This is a genomic window from Pseudomonas sp. NPDC089407, assembly GCF_044900445.1.
GTDB lineage: Bacteria > Pseudomonadota > Gammaproteobacteria > Pseudomonadales > Pseudomonadaceae > Aquipseudomonas.
Genome location: NZ_JBJDNB010000017.1, coordinates 1 through 24294 on the forward strand (window position 1 = coordinate 1; position 24294 = coordinate 24294).

The following is a 24294-nucleotide window of genomic DNA, read 5'->3' on the forward strand; positions in this document are numbered from 1 at the left end:
GGCCTCAGCGCTTGACGGGCATCCATGCCCGTCACCTCCCTCCGCAAGGCCTGCGTTCGGCCTCCTGAAGTCGCGAAGATCAAGATCAAGATCAAGATCAAGATCAACAGCCAGAGCAACAGCCAGAGCAACAGCAACAGCAACAGCAACAGCAACAGCAACAGCAACAGCCAGGGCAACAGCCACAGCCATGGCAACAGCTGATGGATGTCTGTGCTGATCTTCATCATTCCAATACAGCGCTATATCGCCTATTGTCGATATTCCCTTCCCAAAACGAATGGCACATTCATGGAGAACGTCATCGTCATCACCGGCGGCAGCCGGGGCATCGGCGCCGCCACAGCGCTGCTGGCCGCCCGCCAGGGCTATCGCATCTGCATCAACTACCACGCCGACGACCAGGCCGCCGAAGCCGTCCTCAGCCAGGTCCGCGACCTTGGTGCCGAGGCCATCGCCGTACGCGCCGACGCCAGTGTCGAAGATGAAATCATCCAACTGTTCCAGCGCGTTGACGAAGAACTCGGCCCGGTCACCGCACTGGTCAACAATGCCGGCACCATCGGCCAGCAAAGCCGTGTCGAGGCCATGTCCGAGTTTCGCCTGCTCAAGATCATGAAGACCAACGTCGTCGGCCCCATGCTCTGCGCCAAGCACGCCCTGCTACGCATGGCACATCGGCATGGCGGGCAGGGCGGGGCCATCGTCAACGTCTCGTCGATGGCTGCACGCCTCGGCTCGCCCAACGAATATGTCGACTACGCCGCCTCCAAGGGCGCGCTCGATACCTTCACCATCGGCCTTGCCAAAGAAGTGGCAGGCGAGGGCGTGCGGGTCAATGGCGTACGCCCAGGCTACATCCATACCGGCTTTCATGCCCTGTCCGGCGACCCCGACCGCGTCAGCAAGCTCGAGCCCGGCTTGCCCATGGGCCGTGGCGGGCGCCCCGAAGAAGTAGCCGAGGCCATTCTCTGGCTGCTTTCGGACAAAGCCTCCTATTCGACCGGCAGTTTCATCGACCTGAGTGGCGGGCGCTAGGTTTTCAAACCTAAGCGCCTGCCGCTTCACTTTTCAAGCATCTCGCTGACGCGCTGAATCAGTGCCGGCAAGGTAAACGGCTTGGTCAGTACGCTCATGCCTTCATCCAGGGTGCCATCGGCAAGTACCGCGTGCTCATCGTAGCCGGTGACAAACAAGACCTTCAGGCCAGGGTAAGCCACGCGTAACCTGTCGGCCAACTGCCGCCCGTTGAGCCCGCCCGGCAACCCGACGTCGCTGATCAGCAAGTCGGGCTGCGGGCAGCCTGCTAGCCGGGCGAGTGCGCCCGGCCCGTCCTCGAACACCCTGGCCTCATGGCCAAGGTCATGCATCGCTTCTGCAATGACCATGCGCATGGCACTTTCGTCTTCAACCACAACGATGTCACGCATGCCCTGTGCAGGCAGTGGCGCCGGTAGGCCCGGCGCCTCAACGCGTCGAGGGGCAGGGCGGGCACGGTGCCGCGGTAGCAACAGGCTTACCTGGGTGCCTTCACCCAGCACCGACTCGATACGCAGTTGCCCCCCGGACTGGCGGACGAAGCCGTAAACCATCGACAGACCCAGCCCGGTGCCACGCCCCAGCGGTTTGGTGGTGAAAAACGGGTCGACGGCACGCGCCCGAATCTCGCCGCTCATGCCGCGACCGTCGTCCTCAACACCCAGGCAAAGGTATTCGCCTGGATCCAGTTGCAGTGGCTGGGCAACTTCTACGGGCAGTACCACGTTGTCCAGCACGATGCGGATCCGCCCGCCGCCAGGCATCGCGTCGCGCGCGTTGATACACAGGTTAAGCAGCGCGCTTTCTAGCTGCGGTGGGTCGACGCGCACTACCCAGGCAGCCGCATTGCCGTGGTAATCAACTGTGATGTGGGGGCCGATACTGCGGGCGATGAGTTCCAGCATGCCACTGACCAGCTCGGCAACATCCGTTGGGCGCGGCTGCAAGGTCTGCTGCCGAGAGAAAGCCAGCAAGCGATGGATCAGCGCGGCGGCCCGTTGCGCAGCGCCATGGGCGCTCTCCAGCAGCGGGGAAATTGTGGCCTGTTGCTGTTTATCATCCAGTCTGAGCCTGGCCAGATCGAGCGCACCGAGAATGCCACCAAGCAAGTTGTTGAAGTCGTGGGCAAGGCCACCCGTCAACTGGCCAACGGCTTCTATCTTTTGCGCCTGGTGCAGTGCTGCTTCGGCGTCCTGGCTCTTGGCCACGGCCTGCTTCACGCGTTCTTCAAGCTCTTCATTCAGGGTGCGCAGTGCGTTCTCGGCCCGTTTACGCGCCGTTACGTCACGGAAGATCACTGCCACCAGGTGGTCTTCGGCCGGTTCGATGCGAATCGCCGCCAAGCCCAGGCAGCGGTCGGTGGCGAGCAGTTCGTGCTCGAAGTACAGGGGGGCACCGGTACGCTCAACGGTGCCAAAGTAACCCAGCCACACATGCGCTTCGTCCGGGAGCACTTCACGCAAGGTCCGCCCTACGACATTGAGCAGTCCTGCATGGCGGCAGTACGCGGAGTTGGCTACCAGGTGGATGTAGTCACTCAAAGGCCCCATGGGGCCATCGATGAACTGGATGATGCAGAAGCCTTCTTCCATGTTTTCGAACAGGAACCGGTAACGTTCGGCCTGCTTCACGCGTTGATCCATCTCGCGCAGTTGGCGTTGCAGCTGGCTGTTTTGCTGCTCGAGCCGGGCGATGCGATCGTGCAGGCTTCGTTCTTGTTCAACCGGGCTCTGTATGAAATGACTGGCCATCCATCGCACTCCACTCCGTTATCGAAACTGCGTCAGCATTTTCGCGACCCTGTCGCTCAGGGTACTCAGGTCAAAAGGTGGGGAAGGCTGGTTGCCTCACCCTTTGGCAGGTAGATATCGATACAGGTCCCTTGCCCTGGCACACTGCTGATGTGCAGTTGCCCGCCGGACTGACGGATGAAGCCATACACGATCGATAACCCCAGCCCCGAGCCCTGGCCCAACGGTTTGGTGGTGTAGAACGGCTCTATCGCTCGCTGCAGCACGTTGCCGGGCATGCCGATGCCACTGTCACTGACGCTGATGAGCACGTAGTCGCCTGCCGGCAAATCCAGGGTGCGCGCTTGTTCCAGGCCCAACGCTTTGTTGGCGCTGCGAATGCACAGGGTGCCACCCGCTGGCATGGCGTCGCGAGCATTGATGCACAGGTTGAGCAGGCCGCTTTCCAGCTGCGGCGGGTCGATTTGTATCAGCCATTGGCCGGCCTGTGTCCGGTCTATGAAGTCGATTCCCGGATGCAGCGAACTCCTGATCAGTTCATGCATGCCGGCTACCAGCTGCTGCACATCCACCGTCTGCGGCATCAAGGTCTGCTGGCGAGAGAATGCCAACAGGCGTTGCACCAGCGAGGTTGCCCGCTGGGCCTCCTGGCGGGCCACGCCAATCAGCCGGGCAGCGTCCGGGTAGCGCTGCTCGGCCTGACGCTGGGCGGACATTTCCAGCGCCGCCAGGATGCTACCCAACAGGTTGTTGAAATCGTGTGAAATACCACTGGTCAGCTGGCCAACCGCTTCCATTTTCTGTGACTGGCGCAAGGTTTCTTCGATTTCGCGCAGGCGCTCCTGTTCGGCGACACGCTCCGTGACATCGTAAGCAAACAGGTAGCCACCCTGGATTCGGTGCTGAGCGTCACGCAACGGGCTGTAGCGGATCTCGTAATGGCGCAAGTCGCCTTCAAGGCCCAAGGCTATAGTGTCGACGAACGCCTCACCCGCAAGCACGCGAGGCCATACTGGCTCGAGTTGGCTCATGATGTCTGGCTGGCGCGACAGAAATTGCGGAATATAGTCCCCCACCTTGGGCACGAAGCCGCGATGGCGCTTGAAGGTCTCCTGAGCGGTGCGGTTGATCGCCAACAACCTGAAGTTGCGGTCGGCAGCGAACACGTTGGTCACGCTGTTGTCGACCAGTTCGCCAAGCAGTTTGTTGCTGGCCTGTTCCTTGCCAACTCTGGCTTCCAGCTCCTGATTGAGCGCTTGCAGCCTGTCGAGGGTCACTTGCTCACCCGGCACCCCGGTAAAGATCACCGCCACACGCATGTCGCTGGCGGGCTCCAGGCGGTGCACCGACAGGCTGAGCCAGCGGTCGCTCACAGCAAGGCGTTCTTCGAATTGCAACGATTGGCCGGAGCGGGCGACCTGGGCAAAGCGCGGTAGCCAGGTGTCGACTTCGTCAGGAATGGTTTGGCGAGCGGTCTGGCCCAGTTGCTTGGTGCAGGCGGTGTGCTTCAGACAGTTGTCATTGGCCATGATGTAGCGGTAGTCGTGCAGCTCGCCGGCATTGTTTTCAAGCAGTTCGAGTACGCAGATGCCTTCGTGCATATTCGCAGCCATGACGTCGTAGCAGGCCGCCTTGAGGCGCAGAGCGCTATTCTGCGCCTCCAGTTCAAGCAGCTTTTCTTGTAGTTGTTTTATGCAAACGGGTGCGTCATCAGGTGGCATGTTGGCTTTCCGAGCTGCAGGCCCGACAAATATAGCTGGCGCCGGGCAATCTTTACTCAGAAAGATCGAATTATCCGCCCCAGGGTTTCCATGGCCCGTTCAGCACCCTCATGCCAGGGGCTGCCGTAGTTCAGGCGGATGCAGTTGCCGAAGCGTCGGGTGGGCGAGAAGATCGGCCCGGGGGCGATGCTGATGCCTTGCGCCAGGGCCATGTGGAACAGCTTGAGGGCGTCCATCTGCTCGGGCAGCTCCAGCCACAGGAAGTAGCCCCCCGAGGGTTGGCTGACCCGTGTCTGCGCCGGAAAGTGGCGGGCAATGGCCGCCAGCATGTTGGCCTGCTGGCCTTCCAGGGCGTAGCGCAACTTGCGCAGGTGGCGGTCGTAGCCACCGTGCTGCAGGTAGTCGGCGATGGCCGCCTGGGCCGGCATCGAGGCGCACAGCGAGGTCATCAGTTTCAGCCGCTCGATTTTCTGCGCAAACCGCCCGGCCGCCACCCAGCCGATGCGGTAGCCCGGTGCCAGGCTCTTGGCGAACGAGCCGCAGTGCATCACCAGGCCTTGGGTATCGAAGGCCTTGGCTGGCTTGGGCGCCTGCTGCGAGTAGTACAGCTCGGCATACACGTCATCTTCAATCAGCGGCACTTGATGGCGGGTGAGCAACTCCACCAGGGCCTGCTTTTTCGCCTCGGGCATGCTCGCGCCCACCGGGTTCTGGAAGTTGGTCATGCACCACACGGCTTTTACCGGGTGTTTTTCCAGCGTCTGAGCCAGTACGCTCAGGTCCATGCCCTCGCGCGGGTGCACCGGGATCTCCACCGCCTTCAGCTTAAGGCGCTCCAGCACCTGCAGGCAGGCATAGAAGGCCGGGGCCTCGATGGCTACCAGGTCACCGGGCTGGGTTACCGCCTGCAGGCACAGGTTCAGCGCCTCCAGGGCACCGTTGGTGATCAGCAGTTCTTCCATTGGCAGCATCAGGCCGCCGACCATGTAGCGCAGGGCAATCTGCCGGCGTAGCTGCGGGTTGCCGGGCGACAGGTCAGTTACCACCATGCGCGGGTCCATGCTGCGGCTGGCGCTGGCCAGCGAGCGTGACAGCCGTTGCAGCGGGAACAGTTCGGGGCTGGGGAAGGCTGAACCGAACGGGACGGTGTTGGGGTCCTTCATCGAGTCGAGGATCGAGAACACCAGTGCGCTGACGTCGACGTCGGTCGACTCGCTGACCGGCTGCAGCGCCTGCGGCTCGCTGAACTGGCGGAGGGCATGGGCGTTGACAAAATACCCCGAGCGCGGCCGGGCACGGATCAGCCCGCGCCGCTCCAGCAGGTAGTAGGCCTGGAACACCGTGGATGGGCTCACCCCGTGGGTCTGGCTGGCGTAGCGCACCGAAGGCACGCGCTGGCCGGGGCCCAGTACCCCGGAGCGGATCAGTTCGGCAATGTCGTCGGCAAAGCGTTCGTAGCGTTTCATTCTGGCCTTCTGTCGAAGCCTGGCAGGCAAGGTGGTGTCAGTGTAAGGGATCAACGGTTCATCGGTGCGACGAAGCGGCTGTGGGCCACGCTGCGAATGGCGGGGTCGGCAAGCTCGCTGATTTCGAAGCTCAGGGTTTGCGAGCTGCTGGTCGGGCGCTCGGCGAGCATCGCCACCGACACTGGCAATTCGGTCATTTCGCCTGCGGGGATGACCAGTGTAGTGTTGCCCTGTAAGGTGAAACCTTCGGCATCCAGCAGGCGCAGTTGGTAGTACTGGGTGCGTTCGGTCTTGTTGATGATCTTGAGCAGGTAGATGTTCTCGATCTGGCCCAAGGCATTTTCGCGGAACAGGCCGCGGTCCTTGATCACATCCATCGACACCATCGGGCGCAGCTGCAGGGCCACTACCAGCGCCGCGATCATGACGACCAGTGCTACGGCATAACCCAGCAGGCGCGGGCGTAGCCAGTGGGTGGTGCCGCCTTGCAGGCTGTGTTCGGACTTGTAGCCGATCAGGCCGCGGGCATAGCCCATTTTGTCCATGACCCCGTCACATGCGTCGATGCATGCAGCGCAACCGATACAGGCCATTTGCAGGCCGTCGCGAATGTCGATGCCGGTAGGGCACACCTGCACGCACAGGGTGCAGTCGATGCAGTCGCCCAGGCCCTGGGCGTGAACGTCGCTGCCTTTCTTGCGCGGGCCACGGGTTTCACCACGGCGCGGGTCATAGGCGACGGCCAGGGTGTCTTTGTCGAACATCACACTCTGGAACCGCGCATAGGGGCACATGTGCAGGCACACTGCTTCGCGCAGCAGGCCGGCATTGATGTAGGTGGCAGCGGTGAAGAACAGCACCCAGAACAGCGCCACGCCGCCCAGTTGCAAGGTGAGCAGCTCTGCCGCCAGTGGCCGGATCGGGGTGAAGTAGCCGACGAAGGTCAACCCGGTCAGCACGCCGATGATGACCCACAGGCTGTGCTTGAGCGTGCGGCGCGCCAGTTTGTTCAGGCTCCAGGGCGCGGCGGCCAGCTTTATGCGCTGGTTGCGGTCACCCTCGGTCACCTTTTCGCACCACATGAACAGCCAGGTCCAGGTACTTTGCGGGCAGCTGTAGCCGCACCACACACGGCCGGCGTAGACGGTGATGGCGAACAGACCAAAAGCGCAGATGATCAGCAGCGCCGACAGCAGGATGAAGTCCTGCGGCCAGAAGGTGGCGCCGAAGATGTGGAATTTGCTGTCGGCCAGGTCCCACAGCACGGCCTGGCGACCGTTCCAGTTCAGCCAGGCCGTGCCAAAGAACAGCACGAACAGGGCGCCGGCAAAGCCAATGCGCAGGTTGCGGTACAGCCCGGTAAAGCTGCGGGTGTGGATGCCGCTGTCGATGCGTCGCGGTTGGGGGCTGGCTGGGGCGGTGGCGATCTCTGTAATAAGAATTTTATCGTTCATGGCTCGGTGCTCATCAGGCCTCGATCAGGCATGAGCACTATGGCGCCGAAGCTGTTATCAGCACAGGTTCAGATTTTACGATAAAAACCATATCAGATTTGCCGCCTGACCCCGCCAGGCCTCAGATTACCGAGCCTGGCGCGCTGGCCTTCAGGTGCCTGCGGCTATCGACCGCACCTGCCACGGTCAGTGCATCGGCTTCGGCTTCTGTAATCGGCACGCGTTGGTCGGCAAGCAGGGCCACGGACATGCGCAGCTGTTCGTCAGTGATGATTTCGATATCCGGGCCATCGCCCTCGATGCGCAGGTCTTCGCCGATCAAGGTGCAGCGGCGGGTGGTTTCGTCGATTTCAACAGGCATGGTGTGATCCTCCTGGGGTGGTTACAGGGTGGACCGCAGCGAGGGGCAGGTTGCTGCAATCGGCGGGTTGGGCGGCACTTTGTGTTGTGTGTGGGGGTCAGTTTTTGTAGAGGGCAGGGCCGGCCTCTTGGCGGGTAAACCCGCTCCTACAAGCCTTATGCAATCCCTGTAGGAGCGGGTTTACCCGCCAAGAGGCCTGACCTGCCAACACAATCCCCAGCAAGGGAACAAGGCAATGGACCTCATCTGGCAAACAATCCAGGCCGAATTCGCCGATATCACAGACCTGCGCGAGGTCATCAAGGTTGTTGTACGCCTGCTGATGGCAGCCGTACTCGGTGCCGTGCTGGGCTTTGAGCGCGAACACAAAGGCAAGTCCGCCGGCGTGCGCACGCACATGCTGGTCTCGCTGGGCGCCGCGCTGTTCGTGCTGGCCCCCAGCATGGCCGGGGCTGACGAGCAGGCACTGAGCCGGGTGATCCAGGGCATCGTCGCCGGTATCGGTTTTCTCGGCGCAGGTACCATTCTGAAAGGTAACGGCAAGGACACCAGCCACGTGAAAGGCCTGACTACTGCCGCCGGGTTATGGATGACCGCCGCCATCGGCACGGCAGCTGGCATGGGCCGCGAAGCCACGGCGCTGATCAGTACGGTACTGGCCCTGCTGGTGCTGGGCACGATGCCGTTGCTGGTAGAGAAGGTGGAAGGGCAAGACGAGGAAAAGCAGGAGGAGGAAGAGGGCAGGAAGCACTGAGGGGAGCCGAAGCTCCCCTCAAAGCGTTGTTGCCTGCTCTTTTTTATTATTGGGACTGGCCTGTTGTTGTTTTTGGCAGCCTGTCCTGGTGTTGCGGGCGACCCCCATGCGGGGTCAAGAGCAAACGTATTTTTTTGAGCGCTGACCTGCCTTCATCATTGCTGATCCGAACCTGGCTGCTGCTACCTGGAGGTAGTTTTATTGTTCTGTGCCAGACCGCGGGGCGTACCCCTGAAAAGCGTGTCGACTTCAAAAAGATCTGCTTGCTACGCCTCTGCCGTGTTGTTCTTGTTATGTCAGAGCCGTTACCTGTTGTTTTTATTGGGTGTCACATTTTTTTTGTTCTTGTACCAAAGATATAGCAGGGTGCGTGCCAACTTTTTCAAATGCTTTAAAATCAAGCGTTTAGCGGTTTTCGTCGAAAACCTTTGGCCTGAAATTCTGTCGATTTGTTTCCCTGTTACCCGATTTTTTGCTGTGAAACGTGGGGGAGGTAACACTTCACCCACACCTGTGTGACACCTGTATGACTTATTGCGCGCTACGTGCCCGCGCTACCCGCGAGCCGTTGTCGCGGCCCAGCACGTCGCTTATGCGCTGGCCGGCGGCAATCAGCCGATCAAGATCGATGCCGGTTTCAATGCCCAACCCTTGCAGCAGGTACACCACGTCTTCGCTGGCGATGTTGCCGGTGGCACCTTTGGCGTAGGGGCAGCCGCCCAGGCCGGCGACCGAGCCGTCAAACACGCTGATGCCTTCGAGCAGGCTGGCATAGACGTTGGCCAGCGCCTGGCCGTAGGTGTCGTGGAAGTGCCCGGCCAGTTGCTCGCGTGGCACGTGCGCCGCGACCACGTCGAACAGGCGCCGGGTGTCACCAGCGGTGCCGGTGCCGATGGTGTCGCCCAACGAGACTTCGTAGCAGCCCATGTCATGCAGGGCACGGGCCACCGGAGCCACCTGCTCGGCGCTGACCTTGCCTTCGTAGGGGCAACCTAGCACACACGATACATAGCCACGCACCCGCACGCCGTGGCTGCGTGCAGCTTCCATGATCGGCTCAAAGCGCTGGAGGCTGTCACTGATCGAGCAGTTGATATTGCGCTGCGAGAACGCTTCGGAGGCAGCAGCGAACACCGCCACTTCCTTCACACCTGCCGCCAGCGCGTCCTCGAAGCCGCGCAGGTTGGGTGCCAGCGCCGCATAGGTAACACCGGGGCGCTGTTGGATGCCGGCGAACACTTCGGCCGAGCCGGCCATCTGCGGTACCCACTTGGGCGAAACGAAACTGCCCACTTCTATATAGGCCAGGCCGGCTTCGGTAAGGTCGTTTACCAGGCGCACCTTGTCGTCAACGCTGATGGGCTGGGCTTCGTTCTGCAGGCCGTCGCGGGGGCCGACTTCGACCAGGCGGACGTGTTTGGGCAAGGACATGGCGGGTTTCCTGTGGCGTTCAGCGGTTGTCTTTGTTGTTCAGGGTGGCGGCCAGGGCTTGTTCGCAGCGCTCCTGGGCAGTGTCCAGTTCCAGTTGCATCTGGTGGATGTCGAGCATCTGCTGCTCCAGCTGGGCGCGGCGCTCGGCGATTTTCGCCAGCATGCTGTTGAGCTGCTTGAGGTTGCCGCTGGTGGGGTCGTACAGCTCGATCAGTTCGCGGCACTCGGCCAGGGAAAAGCCGATGCGCTTGCCACGCAGGATGAGCTTCAAGCTGACCTTGTCGCGCGGCGAGTAGATACGTTCCAGGCCACGGCGCTCGGGGGTCAGCAGGCCCTGTTCCTCGTAGAAGCGGATCGCGCGGGTGGTGATGTCCAACTCGCGGGACAGGTCGGAGATGCTGTAGGTCTGGGTGCTCATGCTGGGGCTCGGCGTGGGGTATGCGGGTATCCTGAGGGTAGGTTTACGTTTACGTCAAGCAAGGGATGAAGATGTGTGGTGCCTGTGCTGGCCTCTTCGAGGCGTCGAACCGCCGCGAAGAGGCTCGCACAGGACACCTCAAATCACTGAGGCTGCACCGCCCGCCGATACCCATTCGGCGTCTGCCCACTCAACCGCTTGAACCACCGCGCAAAATACGTAGGGTCGCTAAACCCCAGGCTATCGGACAACTGCCCAATGCTCATCCGTGTATAAATCAGGCTGCGACGCGCCTCCAGCAGCAACCGCTGGTGCACCACCTGCAGCGCCGTCTGCCCACTCAAGGCCCGGCATAGCTGGTTCAATTGCAAGCTTGGAACATTCAACCGCGCAGCAAAATCCTCCACCGACAGGTGCTCGCGGTAATGCGCTTCGACCAAGCGCAAATACTGCCCCAGCAAATGGCGGTCACGCTCATCACGGTTGCGCGGCGCCTGCCCCAGTTGCTGGCGGCGGCTGATCCACACCATCAGCGCTGTCACCAGCGCCTCGAGCATCGGCGCGCGCGCCGGGGCATTGCCCTGGTATTCCTGCTGCAGGGTATCGATCAGGCTGCGCAGGTGCACGCGGTCGTGGCCCAGCGGGTAACACGCTGGTTTCGCCAGCACCGTCAGCGGCATGCCCAGGCGCTGTTCCAGGTTCGCCACCAGCGCGGTGCCGAAGGTGAGCACATAGCCCTGGATATCTGCACTGAAGTGAAAACCATGCACGGTCATGGGTGGCACCACCTGGATCGCCGCCTCGCCGATGGCACTGCGCACGCCCTCGATCGCTACCTGGGCCCGCCCGCGCTGCACATATAGCAACTGGAACAGCTCGGCATGCTGGTGCGGTTTGATCTCCCAGTGGTGCAGGCGGCTGCGGGCCGGGATCGACTCACAGTGCAGCAGGTCGGTCCCGGGCCAGGCCTGGTTTTCGCCATACAGCTTGAACAGCGGGACGCCGGGGAGGGTGGGCTTCATCTGGGGTGGCCTGTCCGTTAATCGAACGATTTTTATAAAAGTGCAGTTTTTGCATCGAATAGCACAGTTCAGCGGCTGTTTTTGCCAGTAAAAATGCAAGGGCAAACCCTAACAGCAGATGCCGCCCCACTGCCAGTCCTGGGCCGGTATCGTCCGAACAGAGACAACAACAATGAAAACTCAGGTTGCAATTATTGGTGCAGGTCCGTCTGGCCTTTTGCTGGGCCAACTGCTGCACAAGGCCGGTATCGACAATGTCATCGTCGAGCGCCAGACAGCCGAGTACGTGCTTGGCCGCATTCGCGCCGGGGTGCTTGAGCAAGGCACGGTCGACCTGCTGCGCGAAGCCGGCGTGGCCGAGCGCATGGACCGCGAAGGCCTGGTTCACGAAGGTGTCGAGTTGCTGGTGGGTGGTCGCCGCCAACGCCTGGACCTCAAGGCCCTGACCGGCGGCAAGACGGTCATGGTCTACGGCCAGACCGAAGTCACCCGTGACCTGATGCAGGCCCGAGAAGCCAGTGCCGCGCCGATCATCTATTCAGCCAGCAACGTTCAGCCGCATGAACTGAAAGGCGAAAAGCCCTACCTGACTTTCGAGAAAGACGGCCAGGTGCAGCGCCTGGACTGCGACTATATTGCCGGTTGTGATGGCTTTCATGGCGTTTCGCGGCAGAGTATTCCCGAAGGCGTGCTGAAGCAGTATGAGCGGGTTTACCCGTTTGGCTGGCTGGGCCTTTTGTCGGATACGCCGCCGGTCAACCACGAGCTGATCTACGCCCACCACGAGCGCGGCTTTGCGCTGTGCAGCCAACGCTCGCAAACCCGCAGCCGCTACTACCTGCAGGTGCCGTTGCAGGACCGCGTCGAGGAATGGTCCGACGCGCGCTTTTGGGAAGAACTGAAAGCCCGTTTGCCTGCCGATGTGGCAGCCGACCTGGTGACTGGCCCGGCCCTGGAGAAAAGTATCGCGCCGCTACGCAGCCTGGTGGTGGAGCCCATGCAGTATGGCCACTTGTTCCTGGTGGGCGACGCCGCGCACATCGTCCCGCCGACCGGCGCCAAGGGCCTGAACCTGGCGGCCTCGGATGTCAATTACCTGTACCGGATCCTGGTCAAGGTATACCGCGAAGGGCGTATCGACCTGCTGCAGCAATACTCGCCGCTGGCCCTGCGCCGGGTGTGGAAAGGGGAGCGTTTCAGCTGGTTCATGACCCAGTTGCTGCATGACTTTGGCAGCCACAAGGATGCCTGGGACCAGAAGATGCAGGAGGCCGACCGCGAGTATTACCTGACGTCGCCGGCGGGGCTGGTGAGCATTGCCGAGAACTATGTGGGCCTGCCGTACGAAGAAGTGGTCTGAGGGTCAGCCACGGAACATTTGTAGGAGCGGCCTTGTGTCGCGATCGGGCCGCAAAGCGGCCCCGGCAATGTCTGCTGCGAAGCTGAAAACCCTGGGGCCGCTTTGCGGCCCGATCGCGACACAAGGCCGCTCCTACACAAGGTTCGCGTGTAGCCCGGAATTAGTGAGACAGCAACGCTTCCATCTCCCTGTACCCCCGCTGCCGCGCATGCTGCAACGCCGTTACCCCGTCCTTGTCGGCAATCTGCCGATCCGCCCCGGCCGCCAGCAGCCGGCGCACAATGTCCACATGCCCCGGCCCGCCATCACCCAGCACCACTGCCTCCATCAGCGCAGTCCAGTGCAGCCGGTTCAGGTGGTTCACGTCCACCCCGGCATCAATCAGCATCTGTACGGTCTCGACATGCCCGCGCTCGGCGGCAGGGATCAATGCAGTGCCGCCATAACGGTTGGTACTCTTGAGGTCTGCCCCGTGGCTCAGGGTTAGCCGCAGGATGTCATTCAGCCCCCGGGCACCGGCATACAGGTACGGGCTGTCAGCAATGTTGTCCTTGGCATTCACATCGGCACCGGCTTCGATCAGTGCTTTTGCTGCGGCCACCCTGTTGTCGTGGGTGGCCACCAGCAGGGCAGTGCGCCCCTGTTCATCCCGGCTGTCCAGCTGTGCACCCTGTGCCAGCAATTGTTGCAAGGTGCGAACGTCATCCTGGCGGGCGGCGGTGTGCAGGCGGTTGTCCATGGTGCGGGTCTCGGCGTGGGCGGCAAGGCTGGCGCACAGGGCAAACAGCATGGCCGTGAGTGATAAACGCATGGTGCGGGCTCCTCGGTGACTTGCCTGCATCCTAGAAAAAACGCACCAAGGCTTGAAGTTAAGTTTGCGCATGACCCACAGTGCCCCGGTCAATAGGTATGAGGCCGGAAGCAAACGATGAAACTCTCCACCCCGCTGATGAGCGCCCTGTGCCTGCTGGGCAGTGGCTGGGCCTGCGCCGATCAGGTGCTGCCCGCGCCACCAGAGCTGGCCTCCGGTTACCGCAGTGGCTTGCACCCGGTGCATGCCAGCAGGCACATGGCCGCTGCCGCCAACCCACTGGCCAGCGAAGCGGGGCGGGCGATGTTGCGTGCGGGTGGCAGCGCCATCGATGCTGCCATTGCCATGCAGATGGTGCTGACCCTGGTCGAACCGCAGTCCAGTGGTATTGGTGGCGGGGCGTTCATCCTGTATTGGGATGGCAAGCGCGTGCAGGCATTCGATGGCCGCGAAGCAGCACCGGCAGCGGTGACGGAAAAACTGTTCCTGCAAGCCGATGGCTCCCCGATGCCGTTCCGGGCGGCGCAGATGGGTGGGCGCTCGGTCGGCGTGCCGGGTGTGCTGCGGGCCTTGAAGCTGGCTCACGAACAGCACGGCAAGCTGCCCTGGGGCGACCTGTTCGCCCCGGCGATCGAGCTGGCGCGCAACGGTTTCCCGGTTTCGGCACGCCTTCACACCTTGATTGCTGGTGACCCCTTCATTGCCCGCTCGCCGGCCATGGCGCGCTATTTCCTGGATGAGCAGGGCCGCCCCATGGCGGTCGGGACGCTGCTACGCAACCCGGCGCTTGCACACACCTTCGAGCAGATCGCTGCACAAGGCCCTGAAGTGTTCTACCGCGGCGAAATCGGCGAAGCCATCGTGGCCGAGGTGCGCAGCCATGCCAATGCCGGCTACCTGTCGCTGCACGATTTGCAGCAGTACCAGGCCAAGCAGCGCGAGCCGGTGTGCGGCCCTTACAAAGCCTGGCAAATTTGCGGCATGCCGCCGCCGTCGTCGGGTGGCGTAGCAGTGCTGCAGACCTTGGGCATTCTCGAAGCCGTTCAGCGCGCTTCGCCGCAGCGCGACCTGGCAGCACTACGGCCAGTGACCCATGCATCGCCGGCCGGCCTGGAGGCGCCGCCGCTGGCCGTACACCTGGTTGCCGAAGCCGAACGCCTGGCCTTTGCCGACCGCGCCCAGTACCTGGCGGACAGCGACTTTGTGCCGGTGCCGCTGAAGGCGCTGACCGATACCGGCTACCTGGCCATCCGCGCAAAGCAAGTGGGCGAGTACAGCATGAAGCGCGCCCGCCCGGGCCAGCCGCAAGGTGCAAACCTGGCCCTGGCACCTGATCGCTCACCGCTGCGTATTTCCACCTCACACCTCAGTGCGGTGGATGACAGTGGCCAGGCGTTGGCCATGACCACGTCGGTGGAGGCCGCGTTCGGCTCGCACCTTATGGTCAAGGGTTTCTTGCTCAACAACACCCTGACCGATTTCTCGTTCATTCCCCAGGAACACGGCAAACCCGTGGCCAACCGGGTACAGCCAGGCAAGCGACCATTGTCGGCCATGGCGCCGACGCTGGTGTTTTCGCGTGCGTCTGGCGAACTGGTGGCCAGCCTCGGCTCGCCGGGTGGTTCACAGATCATTGGTTACGTGAACAAGGCGCTGGTCGGCCTGCTGGATTGGCAGCTCGACCCGCAGCAGGCCGCCGGCCTGCCCAACTTTGGCAGCCGCAATGCCGGAACGGAAGTGGAGGCGGGGTTGGCCAGCCCGGCGCTGATCCGCCAACTGGCAGCCTGGGGCCATGAGATAACACCCATGACCATGACCAGCGGCATGCAGATTATCCAGCGCAATGGCGAGGGCTGGTCAGGGGGCGCCGACCCCCGACGCGAAGGCGTCGCCCTCGGCGACTAGCGCTGCAGGGGGTGGCGTGATAGAAACCAATCTTGCCATTCAGTAGTTGAATACCAAGATGACTGTCAGCGTGAAATCGAATAGAGCTCTGTTCGACCTTGACCTGTTGCGCGCCATTGTCGTGGTGGCCGATTGCGGCAGCTTCACCACCGCTGCCGCGCGCCTGCATTCCACTCAGTCGACCATCAGCCAGAAGGTGCGCCGCCTGGAAGACATGGTCGGCCACCGCTTGCTGGTACGCGGTAACCGCGACGTGCTACCGACCGATGCCGGGCAGACCCTGCTCGGCTATGCCCGGCACATGCTGGCGCTGAACGACCAGATGCTCGAGGCCCTGGCCGGGGCCATGGTGGGCACCACCGTGCGGCTTGGTGTGCCCGAAGACTTTGTTGGCGGGCGTACCACCAATGCGCTGTCGGCATTCAGCCGGCTGCACCCGCAGGTAAAGCTGGAAGTGACCAGCGGCCTGTGCCGAGACCTCAGCCAGGCCTACGACAATGGCGAACTCGACCTGGTGCTGCTCAAGCAGCGGCGCAATACCCGCGAAGGCGTGGCGTGCTGGCCAGAACGCCTGCAGTGGATCGACAGCGCGCGCACGCCCGCCTTCGAACTGGACCCGATCCCGCTGGTAACCTTCCCGCCGCGCGGGTTGTACCGTGAAGACATGATCAACGCCATCGAAGGCATGGGCCGGCGCTGGCGCATCAGCTTCACCAGTTCCAGCCTCAGCGGTATCCAGGCCGCGGTGGCCGATGGCATGGGCATCAGCCTGCTGCCGCCAAGGGCGGCAACGGGTGAGCACCGGGTGTTGGGGGGAGGGCAAGGGCTGCCGGAGGTTGACAGCTATGAAATTGTCATCGTCCATCGGCCCACGGCGGATGTGATGGTCAAGGCGTTGGCCGAGGTGATGACGCAATTGCTGGCGGGTGGCGGGATCTGACAGGGCTGGGGCCGCTTTGCGGCCCATCGCCGGCAAGCCAGCTCCCACAGGTGCAGTGCAGCCCGCGAGCAGTGCGCGGTCCTTGTGGGAGCTGGCTTGCCGGCGATGGGCTGCGCAGCAGCCCCAAAATTACAGCACCCTCACTGGTTTCTGGGCGACAGGTGAATCCCGGCAATCATGCAGCGCACCGAGCCCCCTGCCATCTCGATGGTCGGCACATCCAGCGGCACCAGCCGCGCCGAGCGATCAGGCGCATGCGCACTCGGCTCGAAGTTGAAGTGCGTGCTGAAGCGCTCCAGGGCAATCGGGTCGGCGCGGTTGGAGCGTGCGGTATACGCCACCCGCGACAGGTGGTCGAAGACCATGGCGCCGGTGCCTTCAAGGAACAGTTCGTCCTGCTCCAGCCCCGAATAGTCGATCACATCCTGCACGCGGTACTCATGCTTGAGCATCTCGATCACATCGGCGCGGCGTTCGCGGCGGCGGTTGCGCGAGTACATCGAGTAGATCGCGATATGCCCGCCGGGGTGGGTGGAGAACCAGTTGTTGGGGAACACCGAGTCCGGGGTGTCGTGCTCGCCGAAGTCGTCGAACAGGTGCACGCGCACACCTTCGGCTTCCAGCTTGCCGGCGGCCGGGGTGACCTCATCGCGGGCCACCTCGGCCACGGTATGTGCGGCAAGCGCCGGGTGGCTGCGCTGGAACGAGTTGTCGGCTGCGGTTTCCGGGTTGGGGGTGAAGGCGTGTGGCCGGACCATGACCACTGCTGCCGGTGCTTGAATCGAACGCGTTGGAAATGCCATGTGCAAATACTCGGGTTGGCAGCGGGTCAGGCAACACGTCGGATGCGGTTTTTGGCAGCGCGGCCGCGGGTGTGGCTGAACAGGTCTTTCGGGTCGTCTTCCACCCAGGGCACCAGGTCGATCTTGCTGCCCATACCGCGTTTTTCTGCTTGCTGTAGTACATACCGTAGTACGGTGTAGTCTTCCAGGGCGAAGCCCACCGAGTCGAACACGGTGACCTGGCTGTCGCTCTGACGGCCTTCGCTTTCGCCGCGCAGCACACGCCACAGGTCGACCACCGGGAAGTCCGCCGGCAGTTGCTGGATGTCACCCTCAATGCGGGTTTGCGGCTCGTACTCGACGAATACCCGGACGTTGCGCAGTACATCGGCATGCAGCTCGGTCTTGCCCGGGCAATCACCGCCCACGGCGTTCAAATGCATATTCTCAGTTGGTCATACTGGCTCAGCTGGGTGGTGGCGGCGGTGGGTTCCTGGTCTTCGTGTTGTGCCTGCTGGCGCTGGAGCCGGACACCCGCACGGCGTTGTACGTGATGCCGCTGTGGTATGCAGGTTTGTTACTGGCCTATCGGCGCAGAGTCAAGGCCAGTGCCCAGCCACAGATAGTTACCGCTGGCTAGCCCATTTGGGCCGCTTTGCGGCCCATCGCCGGCAAGCCAGCTCCCACAGGGGCCGCGCTATCTGCATGGGCTGCGCAGAACCTGTGGGAGCTGGCTTGCCGGCGATGGGCTGCACAGCAGCCCCAATCTTTTGTTCAACTGGCAAGCGGGTTATCACGCAGCCAGTCCACCAGCTTGAGGATGGTGGGGGTGGTAGTTCGCCCATGAGGCACTACCAGGTAATACGCCTCACGCGGGCGCACCACCAGGTCGGTCAGGCGCACCAGCTCGCCGGAAGCCAGCAGGTGGTCGAGCATGCGCCCCCAACCCAATGCCACCCCATGCCCATGCAATGCGCCCTGAATGGTGTCGGTGTACAGCTGGCACCGCAGGTTGTAACTCAGTTTCGGCGGGTTGCCCCCCAGTTCGCGGAACCAGGTGGGCCAGGTCATCCAGCCTTCGGTGGTGGCGTCGGCATCCAGCAGGTCGGCGCGGTACAGCGCCTCCAGTGACTCCGGCAGCGGGTTGCGGGCCAGCCACGCCGGGGAGCACACCGGGAAAATCTCTTCATCGAACAGGTGCAAGGCGATGCCGTCTTCCCAACGACCATTGCCATAACGCACCAGCAAGTCGACGTCGTGGTTGCGCAAGTCGCCGGTGAACATCTGCGTGGCCAGGCGCAGGCGTACCTGGGGCAGGGCGCTGCGCAGGCTGCCCAGGCGCGGCATCACCCGTAACTGGGAAAAGGTGGCGGTGCTGCTGAGCACCAGTTCCTGCTCGCTGTCGCCTTCGCTGAGGCGATCGAACACCGAGGCAATTTTTTGCATGGAGTCGGATAGCACCGCGTACAGCGCCTGGCCCTCGCTGGTCAGGCGCACGCCGCGATGCAGGCGCTGAAACAGCTGGCAAGCGAGGTTTTCTTCAAGCTGTCGGATCTGTTTGCTGACGGCTGCCTGAGTCACGCCCAGTTCCTGGGCCGCCAAAGTGAAACTGTTGTGACGGGCTACCGCTTCGAATTCGAGCAGGGCAGTCATCGACGGGATGATGCGTCGATAGCCTTTGTGCGTGTTGCCGTTTTCTTGTGTTTTCATGCGACATCCTGGCAAGGCGCGGCGCGCTGGTCCGAGCCGCGCGCGCACAGTGGCAGAAAATTACCCAAGGCGATAGAGCGGAGTTCGCTCAGCCAAGGCTCTACCGCTTTGATGTTTCCCAGGAGGCGGACATGGGATTGCGAAGGCCTGGTGGCCTTGAGTGATACCTGACACATTCTGGCGTAGGGCGCTCAAGGCTGACGCTCGGCTACGGCCCTCAACGTTCTGAGTGTCACCACCGGGGCATCCACCACAAACCGATTGGCAAGCCAGCCCGGCACATCCCCGGCCGGGTCGGCTTGCAACTGATACGTCACCTCGGTTTTACGCTCACCCAGCGGCTTCATCCGCCACTCACCACTCAGGTGCTGCACGCGGATCAGCCCGTCCACCTTGGGGATCCTGTCCGGTGCGGCGCTCAAGTGCCGCAGCAGGGTGCCATCCTCCAGCCGCTCACTGGTCACCTTCAGCACGATGTCCCGCGGCAGGGTCGGCCACGGCAGGTTGGTGGTCAGGTAAACCCAGGTGCTGTCACCGTCTACTTCCAGCAAACGCATCTGTTCGCAGGCATACAGCCACTTGCAGGCCACCCGCAGGTTTTCCTGCAGGTCGGTGAGCGTGCGCACGCTGGCTTTCATGGTGCTGACACCACGGAACTGCTGGTAGGGTGAGCCGGCTGAAGCGCTCAGGTACACGCGGATGCCCTCGCGGTCATAGGCCAGGTCCCAGTCATCGGCGGCCGGGGCAGGGGTGCACAGCAGCAGGGCGGCCAGCAGCAGGCAGCGGTTCATGGCTGGTACCGCGCGGGGGATGAGTGTTTCAGTATGTGCCGCAAACAGAAAGCCCGCCAGGTTGGCGGGCTTGCGGGTATTGCCAGCGCTTAGCGCTGAGGGTTCAGCGTCAGGTGCACGTGACGGTTCACGTCCTTGTACAGCAGGTAGCTGAAGTTGCCTGGGCCGCCAGCGTAGCAGGCTTGCGGGCAGAAGGCGCGCAGCCACATGAAGTCGCCGGCTTCCACTTCGACCCAGTCCTGGTTCAGGCGATAGACAGCCTTGCCTTCCAGCACATACAGGCCGTGCTCCATCACGTGGGTTTCGGCGAACGGGATGACGCCGCCTGGCTGGAAGGTGACGATATTCACATGCATGTCGTGGCGCATGTCGGCCATGTCGACGAAACGGGTGGTTTTCCAGCGGCCTTCGGTGCCCGGCATTTCGATCACGGTGGCGTTGTCGCGGTGGGTAACGAAGGACTCAGGGATGTCCAGGCCTTCAACCTTCTGGTAGTGCTTGCGCAGCCAGTGGAAGGTGACGTTGGACTTGCTATTGTTGCGCAGGCTCCACTCGGCGCCCGGGGCCAGGAAGGCATAGCCGCCCGGTACCAGGGTGTGGTGCTTGCCTTCGACGGTGAGGTCCAGCTCGCCTTCGACGATGAACACCACGGCTTCGGCGTTAGGGTCCAGTTCAGGGCGCTCGCTGCCGCCTTCCGGGGCCAGCTCGACGATGTACTGGGAGAAGGTTTCGGCAAAGCCGGTCAGCGGGCGGGCAATGACCCACATGCGCATCTTGTCCCAGAACGGCAGGTGGCTGGTGACGATGTCACGCATCACGCCTTTCGGGATGACGGCATAGGCTTCGGTGAACATGGCACGGTCAGTCAGCAGCTCGGTTTGAGCCGGGTGCCCACCGTGGGGGGCGAAGTACGAATGGTTCGACATGGACAATCTCGACTTGTTGTTCTCTCCCCATGCCGTGAACCGCACCGGCCGGTGCGGCGCAGGGGATGTGGCGACAGCATAGGGTCGAGCGCGTGCCATCCACAAATTAAATGTTGGAATACCCGGTATTTGCCTGCTGAATGTCGACCAGGCGTCCAGCATGTTGGTCCGGCAGCCGGTCACCTTGGCCGAACAGCTTGTGGCGCAAGCTGCCCTCGGCGTAGTTCGATGGATAGCGGCCACGGCGTTGCAACTCGGGGACCAGCAGCTCGACCACATGGGTCAGGTCGTCCGGTTGCACCGCGTAGGTCAGGTTGAAACCGTCGATGCCGGTCTGGTCCAGCCAGCGTTCCAGCTGGTCGGCGATGGTGCTGGCATCACCCACCAGCACCGGGCCGCGGCCGCCCAGGCCAACAAACTCGGCGGCCTCACGCACGGTCCAGCGACGGTTTGGGTCGGCGGCGGTAAAGGCCGCCAGGGCAGCGCGGCCAGCATCGTTTTCGACGTACTCAATGGGCGCATCGGGGTCGAGGCCGGCAAAGTCGATGCCGGTCCAGCCCGACAGCAGTGCCAGAGCGGCATCCAGGTCGACATAGCGGCGGTATTCGGCAAAGCGCGCTTCGGCCTGTGCCTGCGTGGGTGCGACGATCAGCAGCGCCTGAGCATAGATCAGCACTTCGTCACGGCCGCGCCCGGCGGCTTCGCTGGCCTGGCGGATACCGTCGGCGTAGCGGCGCAGCACTGTTGGCGTTGGCCCACTGATGAACACACATTCGGCGTGTCGCGCGGCAAACTGCTGGCCGCGTGCCGAAGCGCCGGCCTGGAACAGTACCGGGGTGCGTTGCGGCGAGGGTTGGCACAGGTGCATGCCGGGCACCTGGAAGTGCTCACCCACATGGTTGATCGGGTGCACCCGCGAAGGCTCGATGTAGCGCCCGCTGTCACGCTCCAGCAGCACGGCATCGTCTTCCCAGCTTTTTTCCCACAGCTTGTACAGCACCTGCAGGTATTCCTCGGCCAGGTCGTAGCGTTGGTCGTGGCCCAGCTGATGCGCCAGGCCCAGGTTGCGCGCCGCGCTGTCGAGGTAACCGGTGACGATGTTCCAGCCGACCCGGCCATTGCTCAGGTGGTCGAGCGTGGACATGCGCCGGGCAAAGGGGTAGGGGTGTTCGTAGGTCAGCGAGAAGGTCACGCCGAAGCCCAGGTGCCGGGTGACCCCGGCCATCGCCGGCACCAGCAGCAGCGGGTCGTTCACCGGCACCTGCACACCGCCACGCAAGGCGGCTTCGGGGCCGCCCTGGTAGACATCGTAGATACCCAGCACATCGGCGATGAACAGGGCGTCGAACAGGCCACGCTCAAGCAGGCGGGCCAGCTCGGTCCAGTAGTCCAGGCGGTTGAACGCCACGCTGGTGTTGCGCGGGTGGCGCCACAGCCCGGGGGACTGGTGGCTGGCGGCGTTCATGCTGAAGGCGTTGAAGCGGATCGGGCGTGGCATGGTCGTCACGCTCCGCTCAGGGCAACACGGAAGCCGGGTAGACCGCGTCGGCCACCTGCAGCTTGTGTGGAATCAGGCCCAGGCCCCGGAAGGTGTCGGCCAGCTTCTGTTGCTCGGCAACGATTTGTGGGGTGATGGCCACGGCGTTGTAGTTGCGCCGCTCGCTGGCCACCTCCAGCACGTTGGCGCTGATCCCCAGCTGCGGGGCCAGCAATGCGGCCACTTCGGCCGGCTGAGCGTTGGCCCACTGGCTGACCTTGCCCAGTTCGGTGAAGAAGGTTTTCAGCAGTGCACGGTGCTGGTCGGCATAGCTGGCAGTGGACAGGTAGAAGGTGCGGTTGTTGGACAGGCCGCTGCCGTCACGCAGGTTCTTCAGCCCTGGCTGGCTTTCTGCGGCGGCAAGGAACGGGTCCCACAAGGTCACGGCCTGGACGCTGCCTGATTGCAGCGCGGCCACGGCATCGGCGGCATTGTTCACGTAGGCGGGGGTAATGTCCTGATAGCTCAGGCCAGCCTGCTCCAAGGCGACGGCCAGCAGGTACTGGGCATTCCAGCCGCGGCCGGTCGCCACGCGCTTGCCTTTGAGGTCCTGCACGTTGGCCAGGTGGTCCTGTTCACGTACTACCAAGCCGATACCACGCGGGTAGGGTTGTTCGGCGGCCAGGTATACCACCGGTTTGCCAGCGGCCTGGGCGAACACCGACGGGGCATCGGCGGCATGCCCCAGGTCGATGGCGCCCGTGCTCAGCGCCTCGAGCAGCTGCGGGCCGGCGGCGAACTCATGCCAGCTGACTTTCACACCTTGTGGCGCCAATGCCTTTTCCAGCGCGCCGCTGCCTTTGAGGATGTTGATGCTGTTGAATTTCTGGTAACCGATACGCAGGGTTTTGCCGTCATCGGCAAGCGCTGCGGACCCGGGCAGCAGGGCACTGGCGACACTGGCCAGCAGGCCGCCGATCAGTAGGCGACGCAGGGGGGAAAAGGCACTGGCGGGCATGGGTATTGTTCCTTGAACCGGGTAAGAGACGATGCACCCAGCCTAAGGAGATGGCGTATGGCTTTCAATTTTTATATTCCTGATTGTTAGATTGTTTTGTTATTTTTATATCCTTTTGTTTTGTAACGATGCTGTCCGTTTCGACATTTTTTTCACATTCGCTTGCTAGGATCCCCGGCATTCCTCAGGAGCCCCTACATGCCGCACATCCTGCGCCAGCGCCGCACCCGCCTCGCGTTGACTGCCACCACCGGCCTGCTTGCAGCTGCCTTGGGCTTCTTTGCCTGGCAAAGTTTCTACCCGGTCCAGGCAGCCTCCGGTTGGGACGTTGAGGTGCTGCACCGCGACGTGGCCAAGGCCGCTTCGCTGTTGCCCCAAGCCGATGGCAGCCTGCTGGTCAGCCGCGAGCTGGACGATGGCCGAGGCAGCATCCTCAGGATCACTGCCAGCGGCGACCGCGTGGTGGTCATCGACAACCTGTCCAAGCCCGACGGCATGGTCGCGGCGCAAGGTGGCTGGGTATACAGCCAGGAAGGCGGTTCGGCCCCGGTCAGCCTGTCCCGCGATGGCCACGTGACCCGGCTGTTCGACGGTGAAAGCGTGCAAGGCCTGTGGAACGAGGGCGACCACCTGTATGCCATCGAAGACCGCAAGGGCAATGGCCGCCTGATGCGCTATGACTGGAACAGCGGTCAGCTCGAGGTGCTGCGTTCCGGCCTGACCGAAACCGAAGGCCTCACCCGTTGCGAAGGCCGTTTGCTGTACACCGAAAAGGCCAACGGCAAGGTCCGCGCCCTGGCTGACGATGGCAGCGATCCGGTGGTCGTCGAAGGCCTGCGCAACCCGACTTTCCTGTACTGCGACCAGCGCGGCCTGTGGATCAGCGAGGACAACACACACCGCGCGCGCCTGCTACGCATCGCTGCCGATGGCAGCCAGCACACCGTGCTGACCTTCCTCAAGGCGCCCCAGTCGATCATCGCCGATGGCAAAGGCGGCTACCTGCTGGCCGAAGGCGGGCGCAACCGTGTACTGCACCTGACGCCACCGCCGGAGCCGGTTTCCGCCCAGCGTGACTGAGGCCGCACGGCAACATGGCCACCCGACCAACAGCGTGCTTCCCTGCACAGCCGTGCTAACGGATAATCCCCGCATTCC

21 protein-coding genes and 3 pseudogenes are annotated in these 24294 nt (G+C 62.9%); 8 read left to right on the top strand and 16 right to left on the bottom strand.

Going from position 1 to position 24294, the window contains the following annotated elements:
- Window positions 1–24 precede the first annotated feature (24 nt).
- Together ACI2KG_RS14730 and ACI2KG_RS14735 are read left to right on the top strand one after the other, a co-directional pair.
- Window positions 25–204, top strand: a complete 180-nt coding sequence (locus ACI2KG_RS14730) for a hypothetical protein (protein WP_404662405.1) — start codon at window positions 25–27, stop codon at window positions 202–204.
- A gap of 87 nt (window positions 205–291) precedes the next feature.
- Entirely contained in the window at window positions 292–1038 is a 747-nt protein-coding gene (locus ACI2KG_RS14735; RefSeq protein WP_404662406.1) for an SDR family oxidoreductase, read from the top strand.
- A 26-nt stretch (window positions 1039–1064) separates the two neighbouring features.
- Here the strand turns inward: ACI2KG_RS14735 and ACI2KG_RS14740 are convergent, their stop codons facing one another.
- From ACI2KG_RS14740 to ACI2KG_RS14760, 5 genes and pseudogenes are all read right to left on the bottom strand, one after another.
- The gene (locus tag ACI2KG_RS14740) at window positions 1065–2681 is read right to left on the bottom strand and encodes an ATP-binding protein (protein WP_404662494.1); all 1617 of its coding nucleotides are present in this window, start codon (window positions 2679–2681) and stop codon (window positions 1065–1067) included.
- Window positions 2682–2881: 200 nt separating this feature from the next.
- A pseudogene (locus ACI2KG_RS14745) lies at window positions 2882–4108 on the bottom strand (ATP-binding protein); the annotation flags it as partial.
- 458 nt (window positions 4109–4566) lie between these two features.
- Window positions 4567–5976, bottom strand: a complete 1410-nt coding sequence (gene mapR, locus ACI2KG_RS14750; protein WP_404662407.1) for a GntR family transcriptional regulator MpaR — start codon at window positions 5974–5976, stop codon at window positions 4567–4569.
- Window positions 5977–6026: 50 nt separating this feature from the next.
- Entirely contained in the window at window positions 6027–7430 is a 1404-nt protein-coding gene (gene ccoG / locus ACI2KG_RS14755; RefSeq protein WP_404662408.1) for a cytochrome c oxidase accessory protein CcoG, read from the bottom strand.
- A gap of 121 nt (window positions 7431–7551) precedes the next feature.
- A complete protein-coding gene (locus tag ACI2KG_RS14760; RefSeq protein WP_404662409.1) occupies window positions 7552–7791 on the bottom strand; it encodes a DUF3203 family protein in 240 nt (79 codons plus the stop codon).
- 235 nt (window positions 7792–8026) lie between these two features.
- Here ACI2KG_RS14760 and ACI2KG_RS14765 point away from each other — a divergent pair, with 235 nt between their 5' ends.
- Entirely contained in the window at window positions 8027–8545 is a 519-nt protein-coding gene (locus ACI2KG_RS14765; RefSeq protein ID WP_404662410.1) for an MgtC/SapB family protein, read from the top strand.
- Between the two features lie 531 nt (window positions 8546–9076).
- Here the strand turns inward: ACI2KG_RS14765 and ACI2KG_RS14770 are convergent.
- The 3 genes from ACI2KG_RS14770 to ACI2KG_RS14780 form a co-directional block, all read right to left on the bottom strand.
- A complete protein-coding gene (locus ACI2KG_RS14770) occupies window positions 9077–9976 on the bottom strand; it encodes a hydroxymethylglutaryl-CoA lyase (protein WP_404662411.1) in 900 nt (299 codons plus the stop codon).
- Between the two features lie 19 nt (window positions 9977–9995).
- Complete coding sequence (locus ACI2KG_RS14775; protein ID WP_201206764.1) at window positions 9996–10394, bottom strand: MerR family DNA-binding transcriptional regulator; 399 nt, start codon at window positions 10392–10394, stop codon at window positions 9996–9998.
- Window positions 10395–10537: 143 nt separating this feature from the next.
- Window positions 10538–11416 carry a helix-turn-helix domain-containing protein gene (locus ACI2KG_RS14780; protein WP_404662412.1) on the bottom strand — a complete coding sequence of 293 codons (879 nt, stop codon included), beginning with the start codon at window positions 11414–11416 and terminating at the stop codon, window positions 10538–10540.
- A gap of 172 nt (window positions 11417–11588) precedes the next feature.
- On the opposite strand from ACI2KG_RS14780, the gene pobA reads away from it, so the two are divergent.
- Window positions 11589–12776: a 4-hydroxybenzoate 3-monooxygenase gene (gene pobA, locus ACI2KG_RS14785; RefSeq protein WP_404662413.1), complete on the top strand. Its 1188-nt coding sequence runs from the start codon at window positions 11589–11591 to the stop codon at window positions 12774–12776.
- A 160-nt stretch (window positions 12777–12936) separates the two neighbouring features.
- Here the strand turns inward: pobA and ACI2KG_RS14790 are convergent, their stop codons facing one another.
- Window positions 12937–13587 carry an ankyrin repeat domain-containing protein gene (locus ACI2KG_RS14790; RefSeq protein ID WP_404662414.1) on the bottom strand — a complete coding sequence of 217 codons (651 nt, stop codon included), beginning with the start codon at window positions 13585–13587 and terminating at the stop codon, window positions 12937–12939.
- A gap of 117 nt (window positions 13588–13704) precedes the next feature.
- On the opposite strand from ACI2KG_RS14790, the gene ggt reads away from it, so the two are divergent.
- The gene (gene ggt / locus ACI2KG_RS14795) at window positions 13705–15492 is read left to right on the top strand and encodes a gamma-glutamyltransferase (protein WP_404662415.1); all 1788 of its coding nucleotides are present in this window, start codon (window positions 13705–13707) and stop codon (window positions 15490–15492) included.
- A 58-nt stretch (window positions 15493–15550) separates the two neighbouring features.
- Window positions 15551–16432: a LysR substrate-binding domain-containing protein gene (locus ACI2KG_RS14800; RefSeq protein ID WP_400617810.1), complete on the top strand. Its 882-nt coding sequence runs from the start codon at window positions 15551–15553 to the stop codon at window positions 16430–16432.
- A gap of 140 nt (window positions 16433–16572) precedes the next feature.
- On the opposite strand, the gene ACI2KG_RS14805 is transcribed toward ACI2KG_RS14800, so the two are convergent.
- Both ACI2KG_RS14805 and ACI2KG_RS14810 read right to left on the bottom strand, forming a co-directional pair.
- Window positions 16573–17235, bottom strand: coding sequence for an arginine deiminase-related protein (locus ACI2KG_RS14805; RefSeq protein WP_404662416.1), 663 nt, complete (start codon window positions 17233–17235; stop codon window positions 16573–16575).
- 26 nt (window positions 17236–17261) lie between these two features.
- Window positions 17262–17657: pseudogene (locus tag ACI2KG_RS14810) on the bottom strand (ornithine cyclodeaminase); the annotation flags it as partial.
- Window positions 17658–17704: 47 nt separating this feature from the next.
- Here ACI2KG_RS14810 and ACI2KG_RS14815 point away from each other — a divergent pair.
- Window positions 17705–17854: pseudogene (locus ACI2KG_RS14815) on the top strand (amino acid transporter); the annotation flags it as partial.
- Between the two features lie 134 nt (window positions 17855–17988).
- On the opposite strand, the gene ACI2KG_RS14820 reads toward ACI2KG_RS14815, so the two are convergent.
- From ACI2KG_RS14820 to ACI2KG_RS14840, 5 genes are all read right to left on the bottom strand, one after another.
- Window positions 17989–18924 (bottom strand): LysR substrate-binding domain-containing protein, encoded by a 936-nt coding sequence (locus ACI2KG_RS14820; RefSeq protein ID WP_404662417.1) that lies wholly within the window; start codon window positions 18922–18924, stop codon window positions 17989–17991.
- A gap of 191 nt (window positions 18925–19115) precedes the next feature.
- Window positions 19116–19715, bottom strand: coding sequence for an START domain-containing protein (locus ACI2KG_RS14825; protein ID WP_404662418.1), 600 nt, complete (start codon window positions 19713–19715; stop codon window positions 19116–19118).
- 89 nt (window positions 19716–19804) lie between these two features.
- Complete coding sequence (locus ACI2KG_RS14830) at window positions 19805–20641, bottom strand: bifunctional allantoicase/(S)-ureidoglycine aminohydrolase (RefSeq protein WP_404662419.1); 837 nt, start codon at window positions 20639–20641, stop codon at window positions 19805–19807.
- A 106-nt stretch (window positions 20642–20747) separates the two neighbouring features.
- Window positions 20748–22139, bottom strand: coding sequence for an LLM class flavin-dependent oxidoreductase (locus ACI2KG_RS14835; RefSeq protein WP_404662420.1), 1392 nt, complete (start codon window positions 22137–22139; stop codon window positions 20748–20750).
- A gap of 16 nt (window positions 22140–22155) precedes the next feature.
- Window positions 22156–23136, bottom strand: a complete 981-nt coding sequence (locus ACI2KG_RS14840; protein WP_404662421.1) for an aliphatic sulfonate ABC transporter substrate-binding protein — start codon at window positions 23134–23136, stop codon at window positions 22156–22158.
- 198 nt (window positions 23137–23334) lie between these two features.
- Between ACI2KG_RS14840 and ACI2KG_RS14845 the strand changes: the two genes are divergently transcribed.
- Complete coding sequence (locus tag ACI2KG_RS14845; protein WP_404662422.1) at window positions 23335–24216, top strand: hypothetical protein; 882 nt, start codon at window positions 23335–23337, stop codon at window positions 24214–24216.
- Window positions 24217–24294 lie beyond the last annotated feature (78 nt).